The sequence below is a fragment of the Streptomyces sp. NEAU-174 genome, assembly GCF_052665095.1.
On the sequence record NZ_JBQTCE010000022.1, the window covers coordinates 70,454 to 95,819 of the forward strand.

Here is a 25,366-nt window from a genome sequence, read left to right on the forward strand (position 1 = left end):
CGATCGTCAACGTCCACGATCCGGCCCAAGCGATCAGCCCACCAGCGCCAGCGTCCGCTCAGTGGGATCCATCAGTGGCCTGAAAGCGGGCCCGGGGGTGCGATGGCCCTCGGTCTCTCAGAGAGGTGGTCTTGGTGCAGCAGCACAACGCACAGACGGAAGCCGACGAGCGCAGCATCCACGCGCTCATCAACGACTGGGTGGTCTGGCGCGACGCGGGCGACTGGCGCCGGTTCGCGACGCTCTGGTCGGACGACGGCACGATGAGCGCGACCTGGTTCCAGGGCTCAGCGCACGATTTCATTGAGGCGAGCCGCCGCGGGTGGGAGAAGGGGGTCCGCATCTGGCACCAGCTCCACGGGTGCTCCGTCGACCTCGCGGGGGATCGCGCGGTCGCACAGACGAAGATGACGATCCTGCAGCGCGCCAGGGCGGCCGGGGTCGAGGTCGATGTCACCTGCCACGGCCGTTTCTACGACTTCCTCAGGCGCGGCCGTGAGGGATGGCGGTTGTGCCACCGCCAGCCGATCTACGAACGTGACCGGGTCGATCCCGTCGATCCGGTCGAGCGCCCCGCCCTGGACCGAGAACGCCTGCTCGCCTGGCCCGAGGGGTACCGCCACCTCGCCTACGTCCAAGCCGAGGCGGGCTACCGCGTCGTTGCCGACCTGCCCGGCCTGACCGGAGAGCCGGTGGAGCGGCTGTACGCGCGCGGGGATCTCTGGCTGGAGGGGGCGGACCTGACCTTTGAGCCACTGCCCATTTGACGGCGCCGCCGACCTGCACCTGAAAAGATGGGCTCATGGCGGGCAATAGTCGTGACAGCGGGCGCAGCACCCTCGACCGGACGTTCACCCTGCTCGACGCTTTCACTCTGGCCAAGCCGTCGCTGCGCCTGACTGACCTCGCTGAACTCAGTGGTCTGCCGCGCTCGACCTGCCACCGCATCGTAAGTGAACTCGTCGAGCTCGGGGTCCTCGAGCACACCGACGACGGACGCTACGCCGTCGGCTTGCGGCTGTGGAGCCTGGCAAGCAGCTCGCCCCGCCACCAGGAGCTGCGGCGGGTCGCGGCACCTTTCATGGCCGATCTCTACGAGGCGACCCGGGAGAACGTGCAGTTGGCCGTCCCGGACGGGCTCGTCGCCCGGGTCGTCGAGAAGGTGTCGGGACCCGGCTCGGTCAGGAACGTCACGGCCCCGGGCGGCCCGCTGTCGTTGCACTGCACCGGCGTCGGCAAAGTCATCCTGGCCTTCTCCGACCCCAGCCTGCTGGCCCAGGTGCTCGACGCCGGGCTGGAGCGGCACACGGCCTATACGCTCATCGAGCCCGGCCGACTGACCGCCAACCTCACTCAGGTGCGCCACACATCGCTGGGCTGGTCCATCGAGGAGCGGACCCTCGGGGCGTGCTCGGTCGCCGCACCGCTCTTCGGCGCGCGGGGCGAGCTGACGGGTGCCCTGGGGATCGTGGCCCGGTCGTCGAGCAACCTGGAACGGGTCTCGAGCGCGGTCCGCATGGCAGCGCTCTCGGTAAGTCGGCTACTGGCCTCGCCGTCGGTCCCTCCGAACCAAAAACAACACGGGCGTATGTCCCGCTGAGCGGACACCGACGCTAGTCCCGAGGACAGGTGGACTGTGACTGTCGCAACAGCCCAGCGAAGGAGGCTGACGATGCGGAAAGCCACACCCACCAATACTCCTCTCAACAGCTCGACACCCGGCCTATGGCCCACCGTGCTCTGCTGGATCGCGGTCGCGCTCGACGGTTTCGATCTCGTGGTGCTCGGCGTGGTGATCCCCACCCTGTCCAAGACGAGAGACCTCGGCTTCACCGACGCCTCACTGACGACGGCCTCGACTCTGGGTCTCGTCGGTGTCAGTCTCGGGGCTGTGGCCACCGGCCCGCTGACCGACCGCTGGGGCAGGCGTCGCACCCTGCTCGGCAGCATCGCACTCTTCTCCGTCGCGACTCTCGCCGACGGGTTTGCCCCCACGATGACCGCCTTCATCATTCTGCGCTTCGTTGCCGGCGTCGGACTGGGTGCCTGTCTGCCGACCTCGCTGGCGTTCATCTCCGAACACGCCCGCGACGGGAAGAACGCGACAGCGGTCACCACAGCCATGACCGGCAATCACGCCGGCGCTGTCCTGACCGCACTGCTGGGGCTCGTCCTCGTGCCCGAGCTTGGCTGGCGGTCGATGTTCGTGGCCGGCGGCCTGCTGGGCATCGCGCTGCTCCCGCTGCTGTGGGCCAAGCTTCCCGAGTCCGAGACCTACATCGCGGCCGACCGGCAGCGAGAGACCTCGCCCGCGCCCGTGCGGCAGTACCGAGCCGACGTCGTCCGGGGCGCGAACCTCATCACCAGCCTCGCCCTATGGGCGGCGTCTTTCATGGGCCTGCTGCTGGTGTTCGGGCTGAACACCTGGCTGCCCCGGATCATGGGGCAGGCGGGCTACTCGATCCAGGCGGGCACCGGCCTCCTGCTGATCCTCAACATCGGGGCCGTGATCGGGCTGATCGTGGCCGGCCGGGTCTCGGACCACACTGGGCACAAGACCACGACGCTCATGTGGTTCGCCCTGGCCGCCACGCTGCTCGCGCTACTGTCGATCCGGTTGCAGAGCCAGGTCCTGGTCTTCAGCGCCGTGCTCGTCACCGGGGTGTTCGTCTTCAGCGCCCAGGTCCTCGTATACGCCTGGACAACCCAGCTCTACCCCCCAGAATTGCGGGCGACGGCCCTGGGCCTCACCGCCGGGATCGGCCGTCTCGGAGCCATCCTCGGCCCCTACCTGCTCGGCACGCTGGTCACCGCCGGCATCGCCTACCCCTGGGGCTTCTATGCCCTGGCCTGCGCCGCAGCTATAGCGGCGCTCGCCCTGTCGCCGATCTCGGTCCACCGCAAGCCAACAGTCCACGAGTGAACCGGCCCCGGGGCCGCACCGCGTTACGCACTCAGTACCGGTGGTGGAGGCGGCCCTGGACGAGCGGCAGGCGAACCTGCTTGCCGAACCGCTGAAGGTAACGATTGACGGCGGGGGCACCCTGGGCCGGCGCAGCCATTCGGGCCCGCCTCCGGCTCGGACATGGCCGCCTCAAGGCATTCACCATGGCCACCGACATCCCGGTCTACTTCTGCGACCCCAGCAGCCCCTGGCAGCGCGGCTCCAACGAGAACACGTACGGACTGCCGCGGCAGTACTTCCCGAAGGGCACCGACCTGTTCCAGCACAGCCGCGAGCACCTGGTCGCTGTCGCCGCCGAACTCAACAGCCGCCCATGCAAAACACTCGACTGGGAAACCCCAGCCGAGCGCCTCGTTAAGCTGCTCGCAACTTGATCAACAAACCGCGTGTTACAACGTCCCCGGAATCCGCCCCGCGACGGGGCGTTCCGTCCGATCGGGCCCGGACAAGGACGGGAAGGCTTCAGCACCCGCGACCGCCCAACCTTCCCGTTCAGCGTCAAATGGGTCTGTTCGACCGTAGAATGCAACCTTCCGCATCACAGCTTCGGACGGTACTCGTGTCTGTGAACGCCAAACCCAACGCCAGTCTCGGTCGCGTCCTGGACGACCTCGGTGCCACCTTGTTGGAGCTCGTCCACGGAGCTCCGAAAAACCACGACGACATTGGCAGCGTGGTCATCTACGACCCGTTCGAGGAGCCCGTACTGCCGCCGCACGCACTGGTGCTGGGCGTTGGGGTGCGCGAGCCCGAGGAAACGGTCCGGCTCCTGCGGACGCTCGGCCAGTACGGAGCGGCGGGGCTTGTCCTACGGGCTCCGGTCCCTGCCTCGCCGCTCCTGGCCGAGGCCGCCCGCGAGACCGGTGTCGCCGTGCTCGCCCTGACCCACGGCGCCTCCTGGACGCAGCTCGCCGCACTGCTGCGCAGCATCCTTGCTGAGGGCGACGTAGCCTTCTCCCAGTCCGAGACCGTGGGAGGCCTGCCGTCGGGCGACCTGTTCGCCCTCGCCAACGCGATCGCAGCCCTGCTGGACGCCCCGGTGACGATCGAGGACCGCAGTCTGCGCGTCCTCGCCTTCTCCGGCCGCCAGGACGAAGCCGACAGCTCACGCGTCCAGACCGTCCTCGGCCGCCAAGTGCCCGAGCTCTACTCACGCCTTCTGGCCGAGCGCGGCATCCTCCGCAAGCTGTATCGGAGCGACGAGCCGGTGTACATCGAGTCGCTGCCGACGGGGCTGGACGAACCGTTCCTGCCGCGTGTGGCGGTCGCGGTGCACGCCGGGGACGAGGTACTCGGTTCCATCTGGGCGGCGGTACGCGAACCGCTGAGCGAGGAACGTGCCCGTGCGCTGCGCGAGGCCGCGAAGGTGCTGGCGCTGCACATGATGCGCATCCGGGCCGGGTCGGACGTCGAGCGCCGGCTCCGCACGGACCTGCTGAGCACGGCGCTGAAGGGCGGCATCGGTGCACGGGAAGCCCTCAGCCGACTCGGCCTCGCCAAACAACCCGTGACTGTCCTCGCGCTCGGGATACCGGGGCCCACCATGGAGGAGCTCACTCACACCGGCGACGCATCCCTGGCCACCGAATGGCAGCGGCTCGGCGACGCCTTCGCGATGCATCTCGGCGCCGTGCACCCGCGCTGCGCGGCCGCGCTGGTCGGCGATGTCGCCTACGGGCTCCTGCCGGTCCCGGAGGACGGAGACGGCGAGCAGCGCGCCGTCCGCATCGCCACCGACTTCCTGGAGCGCGTGGGCGACCGGATGCACGCCGTCATCGCGGTGGGTCCCACGGCCTCCAACGCGGCCGGCCTGGCCGACGCGCGCGCGGGGGCCGACCGCGTCCTCGGGGTCCTGCGCGCGGGCGGTGCCAAGGACCGCCGCGTGGCGTGCCTCGCCGACGTGCATGTCGAGTCCCTGATACTCCAGATGCGCGACCTGGCCGCGACCCGAGGCGACCGGCCCACCGGGCCGGTCGCGCGGCTGATCGCCTACGACGACAGGCACAACGCCAAGCTGATCGAGACACTGCGCGCGTGGCTGGACGCCTTCGGGGACGTCATCGCCGCCTCCAAAGCGGTGTACGTGCACCCGAACACGTTCCGCTACCGACTGCGTCGAGTCGCCGAGGTGGGCGGCATCGACCTCAACGACCCCGACACCCGTTTCGCCGCGATGCTTCAGCTGCGCATCGTCGTCCCTGAGGAGTAATCGCTCGGCCTGCGCGCCGACGGCTGTCCGGGCCCGGTGCACGGGTGCGGCTCACCACGACCGTTGCCCGCCCGCGTTCGGCTGCCCCAGCACCGGGACGAACAACGGGGCCGCCCCGAGACGGGCAGGTGTCTCTTCCACTCCTTCCCTTTCCTCCCCTCCCTTTCACGGCGGCCCACTCGGGAGATCGTCGTCAAAAGGACTGCCATTCGGTTTCGTACGTCACGGCTGCCAGTTCCTCAGGGATGGGTGCCACGCCGATCCCCGGGCCCGTCGGCACACAGAGATGGCCCGCCTTCAGCACGAACGGCGCCGTGATGTCCGAGCGGTAGTACCGGTCCGAGGCGGAGGTATCCCCAGGCAACGTGAATCCCGGCAGTGCGGCGAGCGCGACGTTGGCCGCCCTCCCCAGTCCGGTTTCGAGCATCCCTCCGCACCACACGGGCACGCCATGGGCCACGCAGACGTCATGGATCCGGCGTGCCTCCAAATAACCGCCCACGCGTCCCGGCTTGATGTTGACGACCTGGCAGGCCCCTAGCTCGATCGCATCGGCGGCAGAGCGTGCCGAGGTGATCGATTCGTCGAGGCAGATGGGCGTGCGGACGGTCCTGGCCAGTTGGGCGTGGCCGAGGATGTCGGCCTCGTCGAGGGGCTGCTCAATCAGCAACAGATCGAACGGGTCGAGTCCGGCGAGGTGACGGGCGTCGCCACGCGTATAGGCCGTGTTGGCGTCCACCTGCAGTTGGAACCCGTCACCGAGACGTTCACGCACTGCCCGGACCGGCGCGATGTCCCACCCGGGCTGGATCTTCAGCTTGATCCGCACATAGCCCTGTGCCAGATAGCCCGCCACCGCCTCGACGAGCTCGTCGACGGATTCCATGATGCCCACCGACACCCCGCAGGGCACGCGTTCGCGCACACCGCCCAGCTCGCGTACCATCGTCCGGCCCTGCGCGCTCAGTTCGGCGTCGAGCACGGCCATTTCGAGGGCCGCCTTGGCCATGCGGTGCCCCTTGATCCCCGCCAACGTCGGCGCGATGGACCCGGCGTCCTGCCGCTCGGCGGCCGCGACCGCGGGGATCATGTAGCGCGTCAGCACGTCCTTGGCGGCGTCCACGTACTCCGACGAGTAGAACGGGTGCGACAGCGCCACGCACTCTCCCCAGCCCTCCGTGCCGTCATCGCTGACCACACGTAACAGCAGGATGTCCCTCTCCGACTCCGTGCCGAACGATGTCCTGAAGGGAGCCACGAGCGGCATACGCACCCTCCGCAGCTCCACTTTCAACAGTTTCACAACGCGTCTCCCCTCACCGTCGCGCGGCTGACGACGTACCGGCCGGATCTCTCGAAGCCCACCACCCGCGCACCGTCGGCCAGCAGCGCCGAGAGCACATCGCGCACCGCGGCACGCCACTTCCTGGCCTGTTCCGGATGCGTCCTGCGGAGTGTCTCAATGTCACGGGGAACCGCCACGAACACGGTCTCCCCCTCCAGCGCGCCCAGCAGCGGCCCTCCCTCCTGTGACCGTGCCAGCGCCGTCACCGCGGCCTCCGCCCCGGTGCCATCGGAGAACGAGGCCCTCGCCTGCGAGCACGCCGTCGCGACACGGGGGCTGTCGAGCTGCCAGCGCACGAACAGTCGGTCGCTCTCATCACTTCCATTGATGCCGTCGTTCATCCCTCCGTAGAAGTTGGGGAGGTACTCCACCACGGCGGCCGACAGTTTTCCCAGATTGAAGTACGCATTGCGGCTGACCAGGGGATCATAGGTCCAGGTGATGGCCGAGACACCCCGTCGCAGGGCCCAGCCCCGCTGGTGCGCCTTCAGGGCGAAGCCGACACTGCGGCCGCGTCCCCGGGCGGATACCCCCGCGACGTGACTGTGCAGCGCCTTGTCGGCGGGTGCGCTGAAGAAGCCGACACAGGCACCAATGAGCTCGTCGCCGTCGAAGGCGCCCACGACATAGTTGCCCCCTTTGGTGAGGGCACGCAGCAGTTCGGTAGTCACGGGCGGGTTGCTCGGGTCGGGACGCCAGATGTTGTCGTACAGCTGATAGACGGCAACGAGACCGTCGAGTTCAGCGATCTCCCGCAAGGTGACACCCGCCGCGCGGGCGGCACGGTCGGCGGCCCGCACGGCTTCGGCGGCGGTCTCGCACACCGGAGGTCCTCCGGCGGGCGGGCTCTGGGCCCCGGCCACACTCTGCATGGGCACAACCCCTTCGGCTTCGGTCATGGTCTCTTCACACCGGGTGCGGCGTAGGAGTCAGCCACCTGCGGCCCACCGGGTTCCGCGAGCAACTCGCTCATCAGGGCCGACAACAGCGCCGCGCGGTGCGGCAGCGTGTCCACCAGCACGTGCTCGTCCTCGGCGTGGGCTCCACCGCCGACGGCACCGAGTCCGTCGAGCGTCGGTGTGCCGACACCGGCGGTGAAGTTGCCGTCGGAGCCGCCTCCCACGGCGACGGCCGCCAGGGGCGGCAGACGCAGTTCGCCGGCCAGCACCGCGGCACGCTCGTACAGGTGCGCCGACGCCGTACGGGACAGGGGCGGCCGGTTGGGGCCGCCCGTCACCTCCAGTCGGGCCCCGTCCAGCACCGGACGCAGTGCCCTGAACTCCTTGTCCACCCGGCACTGTTCGCGTGCGTCCCGGACACGCACGTCGACAGCGAGCTCCCCCTCCGCGGGCACGGTGTTCACCGTGGTACCCGCTGTCATGAGGGTAGGTGTGACACTCGTGCCACGTGCGGCATCGCCTATCGCGCTGATCGCGAGGGCCTGGTGTGCCAGCTCAAGGGCCGCGTTGACGCCGCGTTCCGGCTCCAGGCCGGCGTGGGCAGCACGGCCCGACACCCGCAGGCGGTACAGCGACACCCCTTTGCGTTCGGTCTTCAGCGCGCCGTTGTCGGCCGATGCCTCCAGGACGAGTGCCGCGGCGCATCCGGTGGCCTCGGCCTCGATGAGCGCCCGCGACGTCGGCGAACCAATCTCCTCATCGCCCGTGAGGAGGACGGTCACCCCCGATCGGTCCGCCAGGGAGGCGACCGCGTGCAGGGCGAGCACCACACCGGCCTTCATGTCGAAACAGCCGGGTCCGCGCAGCACCCCGTTCTCGACCGTGAAGGGGTGCCGCGTCAGCGATCCGAGCGGCCAGACGGTGTCGTAATGCCCCAGGGCGAGTACCCGTGACGGGCCCTCCCCGAACCTCCACCGCACATGGGTCGTGCCATCGATGACGATCCGCTCGGCCGACTCCCCCAGGAGGCGCTCACCGATGCGGGCCACGGCCTCGGCCCCGGCGGAGACGGCGGCCGGATGCGAGGAGGGCGACTCACACGTCACCAGCGCCTCGATGTCCGCGAGCATCGCCGGCAGACGGGAGCCCATGTGCGTGACGAGAGACGTCTGCTCCCCCACGTCAGGCCACCTTGGGCGTGGCGCGCACGGCGTAATGCACGTACCGTTCCCCCGTCGGGAGTGTGTAGAAGGTCACCGGCATCCAGGTCCGGGTGCGCTTCTCGAACACCAGAAACAGGTTGTCCTCGACGGGCACCATCGGGTACTCGTGCACCGGTTCGGGAGTCAGCTCAGCCAGGAGCCCGGTGACCGTCTCTCGCAGCATCGGCCCGCCGTCTGCGTGGAACACCTCGTACTTCGTGCCGGCTCGCTCGTAGGTGCCCAGGTGAGTGTCCGCGGTCACCGGGACGGGTACCGCCGGGGGTGCCAGCGGCTGCGGCACGGTGACGTCGGCGAGTTCGGCGAAGATCTCGCGGAACAGCTCCATGTACAGGTCGCGGGCGTCGCCGCAGTTGGTGAGCAGGGTGACGGCGAGGTTCTCGCCGGGCAGCAGCCGCAGGTAGGCGGCCTGGCCGATGGTGTTGCCGTCATGGCCTATGAGTCGTTGTCCATCCCACGCCAGGCGGATCCAGCCCAGGCCCCAGGAGTCACCGAGCATGTGCTTGTCGGGCAGGTCCGCGTGTTTGTCGGCCATGGCGGCGACGCTTTCCGCACTCAGGATCCGCGTACCGTCCTCGGTGAGGCCCCCGGTGAGGTGCAGACGCGCGAAACGCAGGACGTCAGCCGCGCTGGCGCTGATCAGACCGGCGGGCCCGAGCGACCGGGGCAGCCCCCACACGGGGGCCCTGACCGGCTCCTGCGTCGCCTCGCTGTCGTGTCCGACAGCCGTGCGGTGCAGCAGCGCCTCCTCGGGCAGCGTCACGGTGCGTTCAAGCCCGAGCGGCTCGAACAGGCGCTTGCGCATGGCCTCATCCCACGTCTGGCCGGTCAGCTTCTCCATGACGCGGCCGGCCAGGGAGAAGCCGGAGTTGCAGTAGGACCAGGTGGCTCCGAGCGGATGGATCTGCGCCACGTCGCACAGCTGGGCCACGTACCGCTCCAGACAGTCGTCCCCGCGGCCCGTGTCGGTGAAGACGTCACCGTCGATGCCACTGGTGTGCGTGAGCAGATGCCGCATGGTCACCCGCTTGGCGAGTTCGGCGTCGATGAGCGGCAGTTCGGGCAGCAGATCGATGACGGGGGTGTCCAGGGACAGCAGTCCCTCGTCGACCATCTGCATGACGGCAGTCGTCGTCCACACCTTGGACACGGAGCCGATCTGGAACACGGAGTCCGTGGTCGTGGTGACGCCCGTGTCCTTGTTCAGGACTCCGTACGCGGCCTCGACGAGTTCGTCCTCCCCGCCCGGCCGCAGACGCAGTATGCCGAGCACGGCTCCCGGGACGCCGTGCTTGTGAGCGAGCTCGGTCAGCCGTCGCTGCCAGTGTCGGGCGTCGATGCGCGCACGCCGAGGCCCGTCGGCGCTGCCGGCGTACTGCTCCACCCAGTCGACGAGGCGTCGGCCGTAGTCGATGCGGTGCGAGGGCTGTCCTTCGAGGATGAACAGGTGAGTGCCGCCCGGGTAGAGCACGAGCCGGGCGGGCACTCCCCGTTCGCGCAGGGCGGTGTGCCACTGCTGGGCCTGGCCCACCGGGCAGGCCCGGTCCTCGGTGCCGTGGAGGATCAGCGTGGGTGTGGTCACCTGCCCGACCCGTGCCAGCGGTGACATGGCCGCGAACCGTTCGGGCGTTTCCCACGGGCGGCCGCGGAGTTCGTAGGTGCTCAGGTACTGGCCGCCGTCGGCGGTGCCCACCATGCTGGTGAGGTCGCCCACCATGCCACCGGGCACCGCCGCCTTGAACCGACCGTCGCGACTCGTCAGGTAGCAGGTCATATAGCCGCCGTAGCTGTAACCGGAGACCGCGAGCCGTGCGCCGTCGGCGATGCCTTCCGCGACGAGGGTGTCCACCGGCTCCAGGAAGTCCTTCGCGTCCGCCTCGCCCCAGGCGCCGATCGCGCCGTTGTAGAACGCGGCGCCGTAGCCGTCGCTGCCACGCGGATTGAGCAGCAGCACGGTCCAGCCCCGGGCGACGAGTTCCTGGTGGTACAGGTGCCCGTCATCGGCCGCACCGTTCCACGCGTTGTGCGGCCCTCCATGGATGTCCAGGAGGAGCGGCTGGGGTCCCTGCGCGGCCGAGTCGCGGATCAGCCAGCCGTGAACTACGGTGCCGTCGGAGATGTGGAAGTCGCGCTCCTGGCGCGGGTAGAGCTCGGTGCCCTCGAATACGGCGCCGTGTTCCGTAGCCACCGTCTCCGTGCCGCTGGTGAGGTCGACGAAGACGATCTCACCGTAGGACATGGGGGTGGCCAGCACGATCGCGGCGGTGCTGCCCATGACGGACATTCCCAGCACGTGCCGTCCGGCGCCCGCGACGACCGCGCGGGGCGTGCCGCCAGTGGCCGGTACGGAGTACACATGGGTGCAGCCTCGGTCACGCACGCAGAACAGCACGGTCTCGCCGTCACCCGTGAGCTGCGGCGCAGCACCCGGATAGGCGGGCCCGCCGGGCATCACATTGCGGTCGAGTGGCGCGGCGAGGTCGGTGCTCCCGCTGCCGTCCACGGCCAGACGGTGCAGGCCGGCCTGGCCCACGGGGCCCTTGGCCGTGCCCACCACGAGCAGGGCCGACCCGTCGGGGGTCCAGATGATCGGCCCGCCGCTTCCTTGGACGAGGCCGATCTGCCGCGGTGCCGCCGTGCGGTCGTGCACGTCGAGAAGGTGGACCGGTGCCCGGTACCGCAGGTCCGCGTCGGACGCCGTGGCCGCGGTGAAGGCCAGGGTCTTCCCGTCGGGCGACCAGGACGGCCCTCCGGCGTGCCAGTCACCGGTGGTGACCTGATGGCACTCCCGGGAGCGCACGTCGAGCACGTGCAGATGTCCTCGCACCGACCGCAACAGCCCCGCGCCGTCCGCCTGGTAATCCAGCCGGTCGGCGACGATGGGGTCCTTTGAGGACCGCGGCTGCGCGGAGCTGTCCTCCTCGTCGCCCGCGGCGAGGTCCACCGCGGTGGAGAACGCGATGCGGGTGGAGTCGGGGCTCCACACGGGCGCGCCCGCCCCCAGCGGCAACGAGGTCAGCTGCTCCGGTTCTCCGCCCTCCATAGGCAGCAACCAGACCTGCGGGGGGCCGTTCTGGGCACGCAGGAAGGCCACGCTGCGGCCGTCGGGGGACCAGGCCGGAGCGGAGTCCGCACTGCCGTGGGTGAGCCGCACAGGCCGACCGGTGCGCGATCCGGCGAGCCAGATGGCCCGCTCGTTGCGGTCGGCCCCGGTATTGACGGTCCGCAGCACGTACACGCTCCGGGTGCCGTCCGGGGACAGCGCGGGCTGTTCCGGAATGGCGATGACGTTCAGGTCGTCGATGCGCTGGCCTCGGGTCACCAGGTACTCCTCATTCGGATGGCGGCTGCTAGCAGCCTCGTGCGAAGGCTCGGTCGATACTTCATCTGCCTGAGCGAACCGGAACGGTGCCGATTGGTGTGAGCGACAAGCCGATCGATGTGAGCGACACCGCGTGGGCCAGTCATGAAACGGGGCCGGCTTCCGTGAGGGGTGTCGCGAAGTGACAGGCGGCGAGATGCCGATGGCCCTCGGGGCTGGGGGTCCGCTGGCGGCAGACCTCACGGTCGCCGAACATCGCAGGGCCCATGGGACAGCGTGGATGGAAGTGGCAGCCGGCGGGCGGATGGTGCGGGTCGGCCGGTTCCGCCACGGCCGGGCCGGGGCCGTCCGCCCGTGTCTGGTCCGCTGCGGCGTCCGGTGCCCCCGGGGCGGCGGCGAGCAACTCGCGCGTGTAGGGGTGTTGCGGGTGGTTCAGTACCTCGTGGGCGGGCCCGTACTCGACGATCCGGCCCAGGTACATGACCGCGACGATGTCGGCGACGTAGCGCACGACCGCGAGGTTGTGCGAGATGAACAGCATGGACAGGCCCATGCGCCGCTGGAGGTCGCGGACGAGGTTGAGCACGGTGCCCTGGACGGAGACGTCCAGGGCCGAGGTGATCTCATCGGCGATGAGGACGTCGGGCTGCCCCGCCAGCGCGCGGGCCAGCGCCACGCGTTGGCGCTGCCCCCCCGAGAGATCCGCGGGGTAGACCGCGGCGCGGTCGGCGGGCAGGCCCACCAGTCCGAGCAGCCGGACGACCTCCGCCCGGCGCGCCTTTGCTCCCTGGCGGTGCCTTCTGGGGATGGCCTCGGCGATGGAGGCGCCGATGGTCATGCGTGGGTCCAGCGAGGAATACGGGTCCTGGAAGACCATCTGCAGGGGGCGCCGGGTACCGGCACGCTGCGCGGTCCGCAGAGGCTGCCCGTCCAAGAGGATGCGTCCGGCCGCCAGTGGTGTCAGGCCCACCGCGGCGCGCGCGAGGGTGGACTTGCCCGAGCCGGACTCACCGACGAGCCCGACGACCTTGCCGTCGGGGACGGTGAGATTTACATCGGTGACGGCGGTCGTGCCGCGGCGCCGGCTGCCGTACCGGACGGTGGCGCTCTCGAAGCGAAGCTCGGTCACTGTGTCTCCCCCACCCCTTGCATGCGGTGTGTCTGCGGCCGGTCGCTTCGGTCCGTGAGGTCGGTGTGCCAGCAGGCAGTCAGCTGTCCGTGGCCGTCATCCACGGGCGGGGGCACGGCATCGGCGCACTTCTCGTCGGCGAGCGGGCAGCGCGGCGCGAAGGCGCAGCCCCCGGGCACGTCGGCCGGGCTGAAGGGGCTGCCGGGGATGGACACCAACGGCTGGTCCCGGTCCATGGTCATGCTCGGCACCGCGGCCAGCAGAGCCTGCGTGTAGGGGTGGCGTGCCTGGGTGCGCAGGTCCTTGGCAGCCAGGTCCTCCACGATACGGCCGGCGTACATGACCAGCACCCGGTCGCAGTTCTGCTCGACGACGGTGATGTCGTGGCTGATGAGCAGCAGGGCGACATCGTCGGCCTCGCGTACCTCGGCGAGCAGGCGCAGCACCTGCCGCTGGACGGTCATGTCGAGGGCGGTCGTGGGTTCGTCGGCCACGATGAGCGCCGGGCTGCCCATGAGGCCCATGCCGATCACCGCCCGCTGCCGCATACCGCCGGAGAACTCGTGCGGGTACTGTCCGGCCCGCCGCTCCGGCCCCGGGATGCGGACCGCGCGCAGCCGGTCGACCGCTCGGGCCAGTGCCTTCGCGCGGTCCAGCCCCTGGTGCACTTCGGCGACCTCGGCCAGTTGGCGGCCGACCCGCTGGGCCGGGTTGAACGATGTCATCGGGTCCTGGAAGACCATGGCCAGCGATGTGCCGAGCAAGCGCCGCAGCGAGCGGGGGGAAAGGCGCTGGAGGTCTTCCCCTATGAATGCGAGCCGGTCGGCACTCACGCTGCCCGGCTCCTCCACGAGTTGGGCGATCGCCATGGCGGTCAGGCTCTTGCCGGATCCGGATTCGCCTACAACCCCGACGGCCTCCCCCCGCCGCAGCGCGAAGCTGACGCCGCGCACGGGGATGACCAACCCGCAGGGCCCTGGGACGGAGATGTGGAGGTTCTCCACGCACAGCACCGTGTCCGAGGAGGACCGCACCGCCGGTGACTTGTCGGACGGAGGCGCCGCGGGCAGGGGGGTACGCGCGCCCCGGGACACCGCGGCGGTACGGGCGTCCAGCCCGACGGCTCGCGCGAGAGCCTCGCCGAACAGGTTGAACGCCAGTCCGGCCGTCACGACGGCCACGCCGGGCGCGAGCGCGGCAAAGGGGTGCACGTAGATAGCGCTGAGCCCGTCGCCGAGCATGCGTCCCCAGTCGTAGTCCGGGGCCTGCACGCCCAGGCCGAGGAAGGAGAGGCCAGCGAACGCCAACAGTGAAGTCCCCGCCATGATAGTCGCATTGACGATCAGCGGTTCGCCGATGTTGGGCAGTACGTGCCGCAGGACCACCCGGAAACGGCCCACCCCCGCGACGCGGGCCGCAGCGATGAAGTCGCGTCCCGCGATGCCCGAGATCAGGGCGTGCGTCAGACGGGCGCAGCCGGGAGCCGACGCCAGGCCGATCGCCAGCACGGCGCCCGTGCTGCCGACTCCGAAGATCACGGCGAAGAACAGGGCCAGCAGCAGCCCAGGGAAGGCGACGGCGACGTTCACGACCGCCGTCACCGGACGCCCCCAGCGGGTTCCGAGCAGCAGCGGGGCCGTGCCCAGCAGCAGACCGGCCACCACACCGATCGCCGTCGCGAGCGCCGCGAGCTGCACGGACAGGCGGGTTGCCACCAGCACCCGGAAGAAGATGTCTCGGCCCAGACGGTCGGTGCCCATCCAGTGCTGTGTCGAGGCCCCTTGGAGGATCTGACTCGTGTCGACCGCGTTGGCGTCGGCCGACCAGAGCGGGGGCGCCAGCACGGCCAGGATCAGCACGGCGGCGACCAGGGCCGCCGCACAGGCACCCACCGGAGTGCGCAGCACCCGCAGGACGTGCGGTGTAACGCGTGATGTCATCGGTCAGCCCTCCATGATGGTCGAGCGCGGGTCGAGCAGTGCGAGCGCCACGTCGACGGCGAGGTTGACCAGCAGCACCCCGGTTCCGTAGACGAGCACGATGCCCTGAACCACCGGGAAGTCCTTGACCAGGATCGACTGGACGATGGTGCTGCCGAGACCGGGCCAGGCGAAGACGCTCTCCACCAGGACGGTGCCGGCCACCATCGAGCTGAGCATCAGCCCGCCGAGGGTAAGGGTCGCCGTCAACGCGTTGGGCATCGCGTGGCGCAGGTACACCAGCCGCGGGGGCAGACGTTTCGCGCGGGCGGTACGCATGTAGTCTGCCTGCAGGACCGCCAGCGTCTCCACCCGCACGATCCGCGCCAGGACGGCCGCCGGGCCCACCGCGAGCGACAGGACCGGCAGGACGTAGGAGCTGATGCCGAACCGCCCGGCCACCGGGGCCCACCCCAACTGCACGCCGAACACGTACACCAGCCCCACGGCCAGCAGGAACTCCGGGATAACGGCCAGTACGACGCTCGTCGACGTGAAGGCGAGTTCGGTCCGCCGGCGCAGGCCGCCCCGGGTCAGCGCCGCCATGGCCAGTCCGATGGGGATCGAGACGAGGACGGCCAGTAGGAAGGCCGCGACGGCCAGTTCCAGGGTCGCCGGGAGCCGGTCACCGATCATGTGGGAGACATCCAGCCCGGAGATCATCGAGGTGCCCAGGTCCCCCGATATGACGTCCCGCAGGTAGTGCAGGTACTGAAGCCACAGCGAGTCGTCCAGGCCCAGCTCCGCCTTGCGTCGGCGCACCAGGTCCGGCGAGGCCGTGGTGCCCAGGGCCGCGCGTACCGGGTCCCCGGGTATGAGGTGAATCATGAAGAAGGAGGCGCTGATCAGCACCCACAGGGACACCAGCAGCAGTCCAAGTCGCCGGAGTGCGAAGCGGGCCCAGCGGTTGTCGAGGAGACCTGGGAACCCCTGTTCACTGGCGGTCGGAGCAGTCACCAGAACGGCCTCCGTCGTCTCGTGCCTGGCGATCCATTGCGCTTCCTCTGTAGGAATTCAGGAACATTCGTTGTGCGTGTGCGATACCGGCTCAGCCCGTCATGCGGATCGACCCGGGTGTCACAGCCCCCTGGCTGAGTTCGAACGTCGCCCCCTGCGCGAGCTTCGGAGTCACCGCGTTCACGAACGGTACGAGGTCCACGTGCCGGAAGATGTGCTTCTCCGCCTTCGCCCACGTCTGGCAGCCGCCCGTGCCGGCGATGCCCGATGCCTCACCGACTGCGGCTGTGTACGGCTTGTTGTCGATGGCGGCGAAATTGTGGCCCTTGGGCGGCCTCGGGCCCGAGAGGAAGGACACGGCCTCGGTGGGCAGTGCGACGCCGAGCGGAAGGATGGCCACATCCCACGCCCCTTCGCCGCCGACGACGAGCTTGCCGCTCTCGGCGTCCGTCGCACCCTTGAGGGTGACGCGCACGCCGAGGCTCTTCCACTGTTTCTGCACCAGCTCAGCGGTGGCTGCCTGCTGCGTCGCTCCCGTGCTGGTCGAGTAGTAGAACGTGAGCATCAGCTTCTTGCCGCCCTTGGTGCGGGCTCCTCCCGGACCAGTGCGCCAGCCGGCGGTGTCCAGCGCCGACTTCGCCGCGTCCAAGTCGTGGGAGGGCAGGTTCCCGCGGACGGTGTCCTTGCTGCACGGTCCCATCCCGGGAGCCACCAGCCCGGTCGCCGGCTTGCCCGACCCGCTGGTCAGCGCCTTGGCGAGCGCGTCGAGGTCCAGCGCCTGGGTCAGTGCGCGCCGCACCTTCTCGTCAGCGCCCGGCAGCCCGTCCGCCTGGTTGAACCAGAGCTCACCCAACGGTGAGACCACCTCACGCTCGACCAGCTTCAGCCCACGGAGTCGCTGTCTATCGGGGCCGATCAGCGTGACCAGGTTGACCTCCCGCGCGAGGAGGAGATTGGCGGCCGTGGATTCGTTGGAGATGACCCTGAGGACGACCTTGTCCGGCAGGCCCTTCTGGACGGTCTTCCAGTTGCCGGGGCCCCACGCGTAGTCCTTGCGCCGGGTCAGCGTGTAATGGTCGCCGGGGACGGCTTCGGTGAGTTCGAACATGCCGGTGCCCGCGGCCTTCTGCTTGATCAGGGTGCGGTTCTTCATCCCCTTGGGACACACGATGTGCAGACCGCCGAGGTTGCGGTCGAGGAAGGAGTCCGGCGTCGCGGAGGTCACCGTCACGGTGCCCGCCGTGTCGTTGCCGACCGCCTTCGCTCCTGGGGGCACGAACACACCGAGGCGCGTCGAGGCGTTCTTGGGTTCCGCGACGAAGTTGATGTTCGCCGCCACGTCACGGGCCGTGAGCCGACTGCCGTCGGAGCAGGTGATGCCCTTGCGCAGGGTGAAGGTCGCCCTGGTAGTGGTGGCATGCCAGGTCTTCGCCAGCCCCGGGACGATCTTGCCGTGCTCGTCGATGTTCACCAGGGAGTCGTATAGGAACCGGTCGACCTGCCAAGTGCTCGACTGCGAGGTGAAATGCGGATCAAGGTTTCCGGGGTCGGCCTCGAGTACCATCGTGAACGTCTTGCCGTCCTGGTACGCGCCCCCTTCGGCAGAGGACGGGCCAGCCGAACCGCTGCACGCGGAAAGCGACAGCGCCGTTACGCCAATGACCGCGACGGCCTGGACAGGTTTCATTGTGCCTCCAAGTCGGGTCCGCAGTCCGCAGCCTGCCCGCCCGGACACCGCCTGTCTCTGTGCGATGCGACCAGATACGGCAGCGGGTTTCGTATGTGCCGCTGAGACGGCAGGGAATGGGCTGGCCCGGACTGGTTCGGGACCGCCCGCCGCCAGGGCGTGGGTCTTCTGTACGGGTGTGCGCCGGGCCGCGTTACGGATGGTACGGGTGAGGGCCGTGGCCCGGCTCCCGCGAAGGCCGCGGTGACCGGGCCCGGTCGCACTCCCACTCCCACAGCTGGTCGGCCATGAGCTGGAGCGCCGCGGCGAGCCGCCGACGGTACGTGCTGAAGGACAGGCCCAGCCGGTGGGCGGCCGCTTGCTGACTGCGTGCGCCTTCCAGGAAGGAAACGCGCAGAACGTGCGCGGCCTCGGCGTCCAGCGGTGACCTCGCCGTCATCGCTACAACGTCCATGAGGAGCCGCCGGACGCCGTCCGCTCCGCCGTGAGCGGGTACCAGGCGGGAGCGCAGCAATGCGCTCCCGACCAATACGTCGCGACGGTGCAGATTGCGGAACGCCTCCTTGACGGCCTCGGTGAACTCGGTGCGTGCCAGCATCACCTCGGGGTCGGCGAAGCCGACGTCGGCTTCGGCCTGAGCCGGGTGCAGCTGCTGCTCCGCGAGCCGGGCAAGGACGACCGTCGGTGGGTCGGTGCGCCAGTCGTGCACGTAAGGCACCCTGCGCTTCGACGCGACGTCCTCCACGAGCTCGAGCCTCTGGTGGTCCTGGATCGTGAGGTACGGGGACCAGGGCTCGCCCTCGCGCAGACATGTGTAGCTCACCGCCGGGCCGGGAGGGCACACCCAACGTGACAGCATGGCGCCCGCGATCGAGAAGTCGGCGCTTGCCCAGTCCTGTTCGCGCTGGTCGTGGACCAGCGTCCAGCGGGTAACGAGAAGGTGCTCGCCCGGTCGCAGTGGCGCGTGCGCCATAGTCCAGTCGAGTGCCGCGCCGACCACGGAATCCTCCGGCACCGCCACCGCGTTCGAGGTCACCCGCACGGTGACCAGCAGAGCCTCGACGTTCCTGCGCGGCCCGCGGAAGATGGTGAATGCCTGCGGCTGGGCGCGCCACCAGTCCTCCGCCAGTCGGACGGCCTGCGGGCCTTCGCCGTGCTCAATCAGCGACATGGCCGCGACGTGGTCGTTCGGGGCGGCATTCGTACCGAAGACCACATCGTAGGGGAAGGGGGTGCGTAAGACGCCGGTCGCACGGCCCAAGTACAGCAGGTCGCAAGCTTCCCGCCGGCCGCATACATGGTTCATGGTCAGGAGCCGCGCCATGATGTGCTGGTGCAACCCCCGGACCACACGCTCGTACCTCGAGGCGTCCCTCCACCGCAGGTTGGCCATCAGCGCCTCACGGGCTGTGCTGTGCGGTACGAGGCCGTCGCGGTAGGCACGAACGAAGGACAGCCCCCGCAACCACTCGAAGAGCTCCTGGCTGTGCGCGTGGAAGGCCGCCGATGTGCACGCGCGCAGTTCCCTCTCCGTGGTCACCCGCGCCGTGGCGAGTATCTCCAGTGCCCCGCGTTGCAGCTCCGAAGGGATGTGGTGCAGCGGCGTGACGTCCTGCACGAACTGTCGCACCAACTCCGCGCTGACGTCAGGCGATTCCTCGGCCGCCCATGGCCGACTGGTATCGCTACGGGCGGAGACGGCACCGGCTGTGAGCACGAGTGCCAGAGGATGACCGTGCGTGAAGCGCAGTACCTGCGGCACATCCCGTTCCGGCACGTTCCGGTGCCTGAGCACTTCCGCCGCGTCGTCCGGCCCGAGGTTGTCCAGGTGGACCGTGTGCACCCTTCCCCACCAGGCACTGTCCGTCACCCATTTCACAGGGGGGCACTGACGGCTGGCCATGACCAACAGCGCTCCCTCGGGTGCGGACTTGACGAACCACTCATGCAACTGGACCAACTCGGGCCTGAGCTCTTCGGCCGTGTCTATCAGCAGCAGCCGGATGCCGTCGGGCCAGGTGTCGGACCCCAGGGCCTCGCTCAGACTGCTCACCGGCCCGAGCCTCCGGGCGTCCAGCAGGCGGCAGGGCGTTCCCTCCTCCCGGGCGAGATCGGCGAAGTGCTGGAGCAGTGTCGACTTCCCCACTCCGCCGGGGCCATGGATCCAGAAGACGGAGAAGGGACGGTCCTCGTCACAGAAGACCGAGCGCAGCAGGGCCAGCTCCTCCTTCCGCCCGAAGAACGCCTTCTTACGGGCTTCCCGGAACCGGTCGCACGCCCCTCGACCACCGCCCAGGCGTTCCGAAGAGCCGATACGGTTCACCATTACTGATGTCAGCCTCCCTGACTCCGCCGATCAGAAGGCCGCCGAGGCGATCCACCGGCGCCGATGGCGGCATACCGGAGATCCCCGGAAGGCACTCGAACCGATTCGGCCCAGGCCGCGCGCCCACGCGGCGACGGCCAGTACCGGTTTCCCCGGCCGCCGCCACGTCAGCGGCGGGCCGTGGCGTGTCCGCCCGGATCACTCCTGCGTCCAGCCTGCCCGGCGGGCTCGGACCTTGTCTTGGTACGAGGGACCAAGCGATCAGCGACATCCTCGTCCGCCCCAACCACTGTGCCAGCAGCCGGGCTTGGCCTCCTGGCAGGCCCGGCACACCGTGGTCGTCGATGACCGCACCGGCCCGCTCGGACGGTCGCTTATGTGACTCGGGAGTCGGTGGATCAATGGGGCACATCGATGAGACGGGCGCGTCCCGCAGTCTCTACTCCCGGGCCCCCAGCAGCGTCACCGGGCTCGGACGAGTCGCCCACCAGGAGGTGAGGACACTCGTGGCGCCGGTGACGAGGAACGCGCCAGCGCCGATGGCGAGGATCAGCGTCCAGGGCACCACGAGCGTCGCAGTTCCGGTGACCGCCGCGGTGGTGACCACGACGGCGACGTACGTACCCGCCGCGGCGAGACCGCCGAACACCAGGCCGATAGCGGTGACCGCCCACGCCTCCGCCAGCGCCATGTATCCGACCTGCTTGCGGGTGAGGCCGGTCGCTCGTGCGGCGGCGAACTCGGAGCGGCGTGAGGCCGCCGCGATCACGACGGCGTTGATCACACCGACGAGGGCGTACATCCCGCCGAGCCCCATCACCACGACGAAGATGTCCGCACTCGTGGCGCTGCTCTCGGCCGCGTCCCGGTCGAGCCAGTCGTCCAGGCCGCGGACGGTGCCGATACGGGAAAGCGCCTGGGTGATCTTTTGTTCGTCGGCACCGGGGCTCAGGGTCACGAACGTCTGAGAGGTGGCGTCGGCCAGCGCCGAAGCGGGCACCAACCCGGACGGGAGGATGAGCGCCGCTCCCCCGCTCATCGCCTCAGGCACCTTCGCGACGACGGGCAGCGACCCAAGATCGGTATCTCCGATCCGTGCACCGACGTGGTCGCCCCGGGAGATGAGGTCCCCGCCGGGTCCCGCGGCGACGGCCTTGCCGCGCAGGGCGTCGAGTGAGCCGCTGCCGGGGTGTGCGTGCGGATATGCCGCCGGGTCGACGATCAAGGCCCGGCCGATCTCGGTCGTAGCCATCTCGCCGTTGCCCGTCCTGACGGCGACCGGCACCTGGATCTCGGTGGACACGTGCGCGAGCCCCCGCACCGCAGCGAACCTCGGGCTGACCGGACCGTTCGCCTCGACCACCAGATCGGCAACGGTACCTGCCCGCTTCTGGTCCTGGCCGGAAGCCGCGAAGGAGGTGAGCGCGCCGAACTGGCCCAGCACGAGGCCGACGAGCACGATGAGGGGCGCTGCCGTGGACGCGCTGCGCCGTACCCCGTCCCGGAGGTTGGCCTTGGCAAGCGTGCCGATCACCGCCTTGGAGCGGACCGGCAGGAGCCTGGCGAACAGGGTCACCAGACGGGGGCTCATCGCGGTGAACGCCAGCGCCGCGCAGAGCGAGACCACCTCGGCCATGGCCTGGCCGCCCGCCGGGCCCCCGGCGGGTGAGACGCCGATCAGCACCCCGGCGCCCATAGCGAAGAGCAGCCCGATGATCCAGCGGCCTCGGGTCATGACATGGGCCGCCTTACCGGTCTCGTGCAGCGCCTCCAGGGGGCGCACACGCGAGGCGCGCCGGGCTGCCAGCAGCACTCCGGCTACCGCGAGGCCGATACCGGCCGACACCGAGACCGCGAGGATCCAACCGCGCCATTCACCCTCGAACCCGACAGGCACGAACCGCATCCTATTAAGAAGCCACGTCTGGAAGGACATGACGGCGACCCCAACCGGTATGCCGACGGCGGCACCGATCGCGCCGAGCAACACCGCCTCGCCGAGCAGCATGCGGCGAAGCTGGCGCCGGTCGCCCCCGACCAGCCTCAACAGGGCGAAGTCCCGGCGGCGTTCGGCGACGGTAAAGGCGAAGGTCGAGCCGATGATGAAGACGGCGAGGAAGGCGGAGAAGGCCAGTGTCACGGCGATGAGGGTCACCGCGACCTGCTTCGTCTCGGTGAACTCCATACGGCCGAGGGCGGACAGGTGCGACGGGGCATCGAGGGTGGCCACCGTGAGCAGGAGGAGCAGCGAGGACTGCACAAGCGCCACACCGAGGCACACGGTCACGATGGCGCCGATGAAGAGTGTCCAGCGCTCGACGAAGTTGGACCAGCTCAAGTGCAGCATCTCAGTGCTCCAGCGCGACGAGGCGGTCGGCGACGGCCTGGGCGGTCGCGCCCGCGAGGTGGTCGACGACGCGGCCGTCACGCAGAAAGACCGTGGAGTCGGCCCGCGCGGCCGCGGCCGGGTCGTGCGTCACCATCACGATGGTCTGGCCCCGGTCGGCCATGGCGCGCAGCAGATCCAGAACGATGCGCGCCGATGTCGAGTCGAGAGCACCGGTGGGTTCGTCGGCGAAAAGCACTTCGGGGTGGGTGATCATCGCACGGGCGATCGCCACGCGCTGCTGCTGACCGCCCGACAGCTCGCGCGGGCGGTGATGGGCACGGCCGGTCAGTCCGACGGCCGTGAGAGCGTTCCGGATCTCGGCCCGATTGGGGTGCCGCCCCGCCAGCCGGAGCGGCAGGGCCACGTTCTGCGCCGCGGTGATCGAACTGATGAGATTGAAGCTCTGGAAGACGAAGCCGATGCGGGTACGGCGCATCTCGGTGAGCTCCGCGTCACTGGCCGCGGTGATGTCCGTGTCACCGAGCAGCACCTGCCCGGTGTCCACCCTCTCCAGACCGGCAGCGCAGTGCAGAAGGGTCGATTTCCCCGACCCCGAAGGCCCCATCACTGCAGTCCAGGTACCGCAACGGAAGTCGATGCTCACTTGGTCAACGGCCCGCACGGTCGCGGAACCTTCGCCGTAGACACGGCTCACTGCCTGCACCGACACAGCTGATGTGGTGGGGGACACGGTTGTCGTCATGCCGTTCATCCCACCATCGACGATCAGCGGCGGCCATCCCGCTCACCCCCAACCCTTAAGGGGGCTCGCCCCTGAGCCCTTAGGGGGATAGCCCCCGTACAGAAGGGCAGACATCCGTGCTTTCCCCCTTTATTGATCACGGCATCGGTGCGCCCCCTTCCGCGTACCCGGCCCCTATGGTCCCACCCGTACCCGAACGGCAGAGCACGACCTGGGCCGGACGTCCTACGCAGCCAAGCGGAGGGGCTGCTCGCCTACGATCTCTTCGAGGTCAGCACCCTGACCGGAGCGCCCCCCTTGTACGTGTTCGCGGTCATCGAGCATGCGGCCCGGAGGATCCGGGTTTTGGGTGCGACCGCACAGCCAACTGCGGACTGGATAGCTCAGCTCGGGCGTAGTCTGCTCATGGACCTGGAAGACGCGGCTAGTGCCGCATCAACCAACGTTCGCCCTGTAGCGCCCCGTCATTTGAAGGGCGTGGCCCCAAAGGGGGAGAAAGCCACGCCAACTCCGAAGGCCGGACGCTCCATTGCTACCGAAACGGTCATGAGGTCAGCGGTTGCCGTCCGTGGAGCCAGCGGAGGTGGGGCCGAGGACTGTGGGGCTGACGGTGGTGTGCGTGGTGAGGTTTTCGCCGTCCTGGGTCGCTTAGCGGGCTCCCGCAGGGGCACGGAGCTGTTCGGCCAGCCGCTCGAGTTCGGCCGCCGTGGCAGGCGAGCGGTCGCTGAGTCCGCTGTGCACGGCCGTCGGGCTCTTCAGGAAGCGCCGGAGCACGGCCACAAGGAGCCCTTGCGGCAGAGCCCGCAACGCGGCGAACGCGCGAGGTACCGGCGGCGTCTCCATCGCGGCGAGGTTTTGCCGCATGAGGTGGAGCATGCCGCGTACCGCGTCCGGGACGTCGGCCAGCGCTACCGGGCCGCCCGCCGCGTGTACCGCCTGACCGAGCGGGACCTCGAACGCGGCGTGCGTCCTGAGCCAGGCATCCATCTGCGACTCGGCCTTGGCGTTGATCCCGGCAGTACGGAACGTCTCCACGATCCGTACCAGTCGCGGGGTGGTACGGCCGTCGGGCTCGCCGATCGGCATCGCGACCCGGCGGGTGATGAAATTGGTCTTGCGGTAGCGGACCACGTCGCCGTCCATCGTGCCGCCAGTCGCGGGGAAGCCGAGCAGCACCCGCTCGTGGCCGATCACCGCACCCAGCGTCTCCGGGCCGGCTGCCCAGTTGAGCAGGACCAGCACGTCACCTCGGACACCAGCGAGTGATTCCAGCACTGTATCCACCTGGTGGGTGCGGACGAAGACGGTGATCAGCTCGTACCCGCCGTCCGGGTGCTCTATCACCGGTACCGGCACCCGCCTGACAGGGCCGTCTTCCTCGGCGAGTTGCACTCCCTGCCGGCGCAGGGCGGTCAGGCGCTCGCCCCGGGCGAGGAGCGAGACGTCGTGGCCGGCCTCGTGCATGCGGGCGGCGAACAGGCTGCCGCAAACCCCGGCGCCGTACACGAGCAGCTTCATGACAGCCCTCTTTCATACGTCCGTTTGATTCATACGTTCGTTTCATTCAAACATATGTAGAGTCCCTCGTGTGGCGACCCCAGACACCCGCACTCAGATCCTCGACGCGGCCGAGCACCTCTTCGCCGAGCACGGATACCGCGGCACCTCGGTCCGCGCGATAACCAAACTCGCCGGAGCGAACCTGGCCGCCGTCGGCTACCACTTCGGCTCGAAGGCGGAGCTGATGGCGGCAGTCGCCCGCCGCGTGGTCGAGCCCATCACCGCTGCCCAGTGCGCCGAACTCGACAAATTGCTCGCCCGGACCCCCGACCCAACGGTCAGCGAACTGGTGGAGGCATTCGCGGGGCCGCTGTTCGACGAGATGCCGGCCGGCGACGAGGGCGGCGCCCGGACGTCCCGGCTGATCGTGACGATCCTCAGCGACCCGGCCGAGGAGGCACGCAGCTGGACCGGCCCGGCCGAGGACTCGGTCCGCGAGCGCTACTTCGCAGCCTTCGCGCGCGTACTGCCCAGCCTTTCCCCGGAGGAGCTGTGGTTCCGGATGCGGGGGATCTTTGCCGTGACGGCCGTCGACCGCCTCCAGGTCCACCAGCAGCCCTCCCCTGGCTGCGTGTCCCCGGTAGCGGGCGAGGCGGCCCGGCGATGGGCGATCACGTTCCTGACGGCAGCGATGAGTGCGCCACCGATCCGGCCCTGACGACCCAAGACAGACGCT

The 25,366-nt window shown here is 69.5% G+C and carries 17 protein-coding genes and 1 pseudogene; 6 read left to right on the top strand and 12 right to left on the bottom strand.

Annotated features, from left to right (window positions below; genetic code table 11):
* Positions 1–134: 134 nt before the first annotated feature.
* From ACT2CW_RS43215 to ACT2CW_RS43235, 5 genes and pseudogenes are all read left to right on the top strand, one after another.
* Positions 135–767, top strand: a complete 633-nt coding sequence (locus tag ACT2CW_RS43215) for a nuclear transport factor 2 family protein (RefSeq protein ID WP_037961018.1) — start codon at positions 135–137, stop codon at positions 765–767.
* A 35-nt stretch (positions 768–802) separates the two neighbouring features.
* Positions 803–1,600, top strand: coding sequence for an IclR family transcriptional regulator (locus ACT2CW_RS43220; protein WP_138911703.1), 798 nt, complete (start codon positions 803–805; stop codon positions 1,598–1,600).
* 72 nt (positions 1,601–1,672) lie between these two features.
* Positions 1,673–2,923 (top strand): MFS transporter, encoded by a 1,251-nt coding sequence (locus ACT2CW_RS43225; protein WP_037961014.1) that lies wholly within the window; start codon positions 1,673–1,675, stop codon positions 2,921–2,923.
* A gap of 173 nt (positions 2,924–3,096) precedes the next feature.
* Positions 3,097–3,339 (top strand): annotated as a pseudogene (locus ACT2CW_RS43230) (transposase); the annotation flags it as partial.
* A gap of 191 nt (positions 3,340–3,530) precedes the next feature.
* A complete protein-coding gene (locus ACT2CW_RS43235) occupies positions 3,531–5,174 on the top strand; it encodes a PucR family transcriptional regulator (RefSeq protein ID WP_138911702.1) in 1,644 nt (547 codons plus the stop codon).
* 193 nt (positions 5,175–5,367) lie between these two features.
* Here the strand turns inward: ACT2CW_RS43235 and menC are convergent, their stop codons facing one another.
* The 12 genes from menC to ACT2CW_RS43295 all read right to left on the bottom strand — a co-directional run bounded on the left by menC (position 5,368) and on the right by ACT2CW_RS43295 (position 24,648).
* Positions 5,368–6,477, bottom strand: a complete 1,110-nt coding sequence (gene menC, locus ACT2CW_RS43240) for an o-succinylbenzoate synthase (protein ID WP_138911701.1) — start codon at positions 6,475–6,477, stop codon at positions 5,368–5,370.
* On the bottom strand, positions 6,474–7,391 hold the full coding sequence (locus ACT2CW_RS43245; protein WP_206311560.1) for a GNAT family N-acetyltransferase: 918 nt from the start codon (positions 7,389–7,391) through the stop codon (positions 6,474–6,476). Before ACT2CW_RS43245 ends, menC begins: the two co-directional genes overlap by 4 nt.
* Before the next feature lie 23 nt (positions 7,392–7,414).
* Positions 7,415–8,548 carry a M20 family metallopeptidase gene (locus ACT2CW_RS43250; RefSeq protein ID WP_445520615.1) on the bottom strand — a complete coding sequence of 378 codons (1,134 nt, stop codon included), beginning with the start codon at positions 8,546–8,548 and terminating at the stop codon, positions 7,415–7,417.
* A 52-nt stretch (positions 8,549–8,600) separates the two neighbouring features.
* A complete protein-coding gene (locus ACT2CW_RS43255; RefSeq protein ID WP_445520563.1) occupies positions 8,601–11,960 on the bottom strand; it encodes a serine hydrolase in 3,360 nt (1,119 codons plus the stop codon).
* A gap of 142 nt (positions 11,961–12,102) precedes the next feature.
* Positions 12,103–13,089: an ABC transporter ATP-binding protein gene (locus ACT2CW_RS43260; protein WP_037961000.1), complete on the bottom strand. Its 987-nt coding sequence runs from the start codon at positions 13,087–13,089 to the stop codon at positions 12,103–12,105.
* Positions 13,086–15,029, bottom strand: coding sequence for a dipeptide/oligopeptide/nickel ABC transporter permease/ATP-binding protein (locus ACT2CW_RS43265; protein WP_445520564.1), 1,944 nt, complete (start codon positions 15,027–15,029; stop codon positions 13,086–13,088). The genes ACT2CW_RS43260 and ACT2CW_RS43265 overlap by 4 nt, the downstream gene beginning before the upstream one ends.
* Positions 15,030–15,032: 3 nt before the next feature.
* Positions 15,033–16,025 (bottom strand): ABC transporter permease, encoded by a 993-nt coding sequence (locus ACT2CW_RS43270; RefSeq protein ID WP_051573729.1) that lies wholly within the window; start codon positions 16,023–16,025, stop codon positions 15,033–15,035.
* A gap of 91 nt (positions 16,026–16,116) precedes the next feature.
* Positions 16,117–17,496, bottom strand: a complete 1,380-nt coding sequence (locus ACT2CW_RS43275; RefSeq protein ID WP_445520565.1) for an ABC transporter substrate-binding protein — start codon at positions 17,494–17,496, stop codon at positions 16,117–16,119.
* A 409-nt stretch (positions 17,497–17,905) separates the two neighbouring features.
* Positions 17,906–20,038, bottom strand: a complete 2,133-nt coding sequence (locus tag ACT2CW_RS43280) for an AAA family ATPase (protein ID WP_445520566.1) — start codon at positions 20,036–20,038, stop codon at positions 17,906–17,908.
* Between the two features lie 439 nt (positions 20,039–20,477).
* Complete coding sequence (locus tag ACT2CW_RS43285; protein ID WP_445520567.1) at positions 20,478–22,385, bottom strand: ABC transporter permease; 1,908 nt, start codon at positions 22,383–22,385, stop codon at positions 20,478–20,480.
* Position 22,386: 1 nt separating this feature from the next.
* Positions 22,387–23,130, bottom strand: a complete 744-nt coding sequence (locus ACT2CW_RS43290; RefSeq protein ID WP_138913559.1) for an ABC transporter ATP-binding protein — start codon at positions 23,128–23,130, stop codon at positions 22,387–22,389.
* 648 nt (positions 23,131–23,778) lie between these two features.
* Positions 23,779–24,648: a ketopantoate reductase family protein gene (locus ACT2CW_RS43295; RefSeq protein WP_445520568.1), complete on the bottom strand. Its 870-nt coding sequence runs from the start codon at positions 24,646–24,648 to the stop codon at positions 23,779–23,781.
* A gap of 70 nt (positions 24,649–24,718) precedes the next feature.
* Between ACT2CW_RS43295 and ACT2CW_RS43300 the strand changes: the two genes are divergently transcribed.
* A complete protein-coding gene (locus ACT2CW_RS43300) occupies positions 24,719–25,348 on the top strand; it encodes a TetR/AcrR family transcriptional regulator (RefSeq protein WP_445520569.1) in 630 nt (209 codons plus the stop codon).
* Positions 25,349–25,366: the final 18 nt, after the last annotated feature.

Bases quoted from the DNA above. Each gene is read 5' to 3' on its own strand.
- ACT2CW_RS43220 (WP_138911703.1), top strand. From the start codon at position 803: ATGGCGGGCAATAGTCGTGACAGCGGGCGCAGCACCCTCGACCGGACG.
- ACT2CW_RS43225 (WP_037961014.1), top strand. From the start codon at position 1,673: ATGCGGAAAGCCACACCCACCAATACTCCTCTCAACAGCTCGACACCC.
- ACT2CW_RS43245 (WP_206311560.1), bottom strand. From the start codon at position 7,391: ATGCAGAGTGTGGCCGGGGCCCAGAGCCCGCCCGCCGGAGGACCTCCG.
- ACT2CW_RS43250 (WP_445520615.1), bottom strand. From the start codon at position 8,548: ATGCTCGCGGACATCGAGGCGCTGGTGACGTGTGAGTCGCCCTCCTCG.
- ACT2CW_RS43265 (WP_445520564.1), bottom strand. From the start codon at position 15,029: ATGACATCACGCGTTACACCGCACGTCCTGCGGGTGCTGCGCACTCCG.
- ACT2CW_RS43280 (WP_445520566.1), bottom strand. From the start codon at position 20,038: ATGGTGAACCGTATCGGCTCTTCGGAACGCCTGGGCGGTGGTCGAGGG.
- ACT2CW_RS43285 (WP_445520567.1), bottom strand. From the start codon at position 22,385: ATGCTGCACTTGAGCTGGTCCAACTTCGTCGAGCGCTGGACACTCTTC.
- ACT2CW_RS43290 (WP_138913559.1), bottom strand. From the start codon at position 23,130: ATGACGACAACCGTGTCCCCCACCACATCAGCTGTGTCGGTGCAGGCA.
- ACT2CW_RS43295 (WP_445520568.1), bottom strand. From the start codon at position 24,648: ATGAAGCTGCTCGTGTACGGCGCCGGGGTTTGCGGCAGCCTGTTCGCC.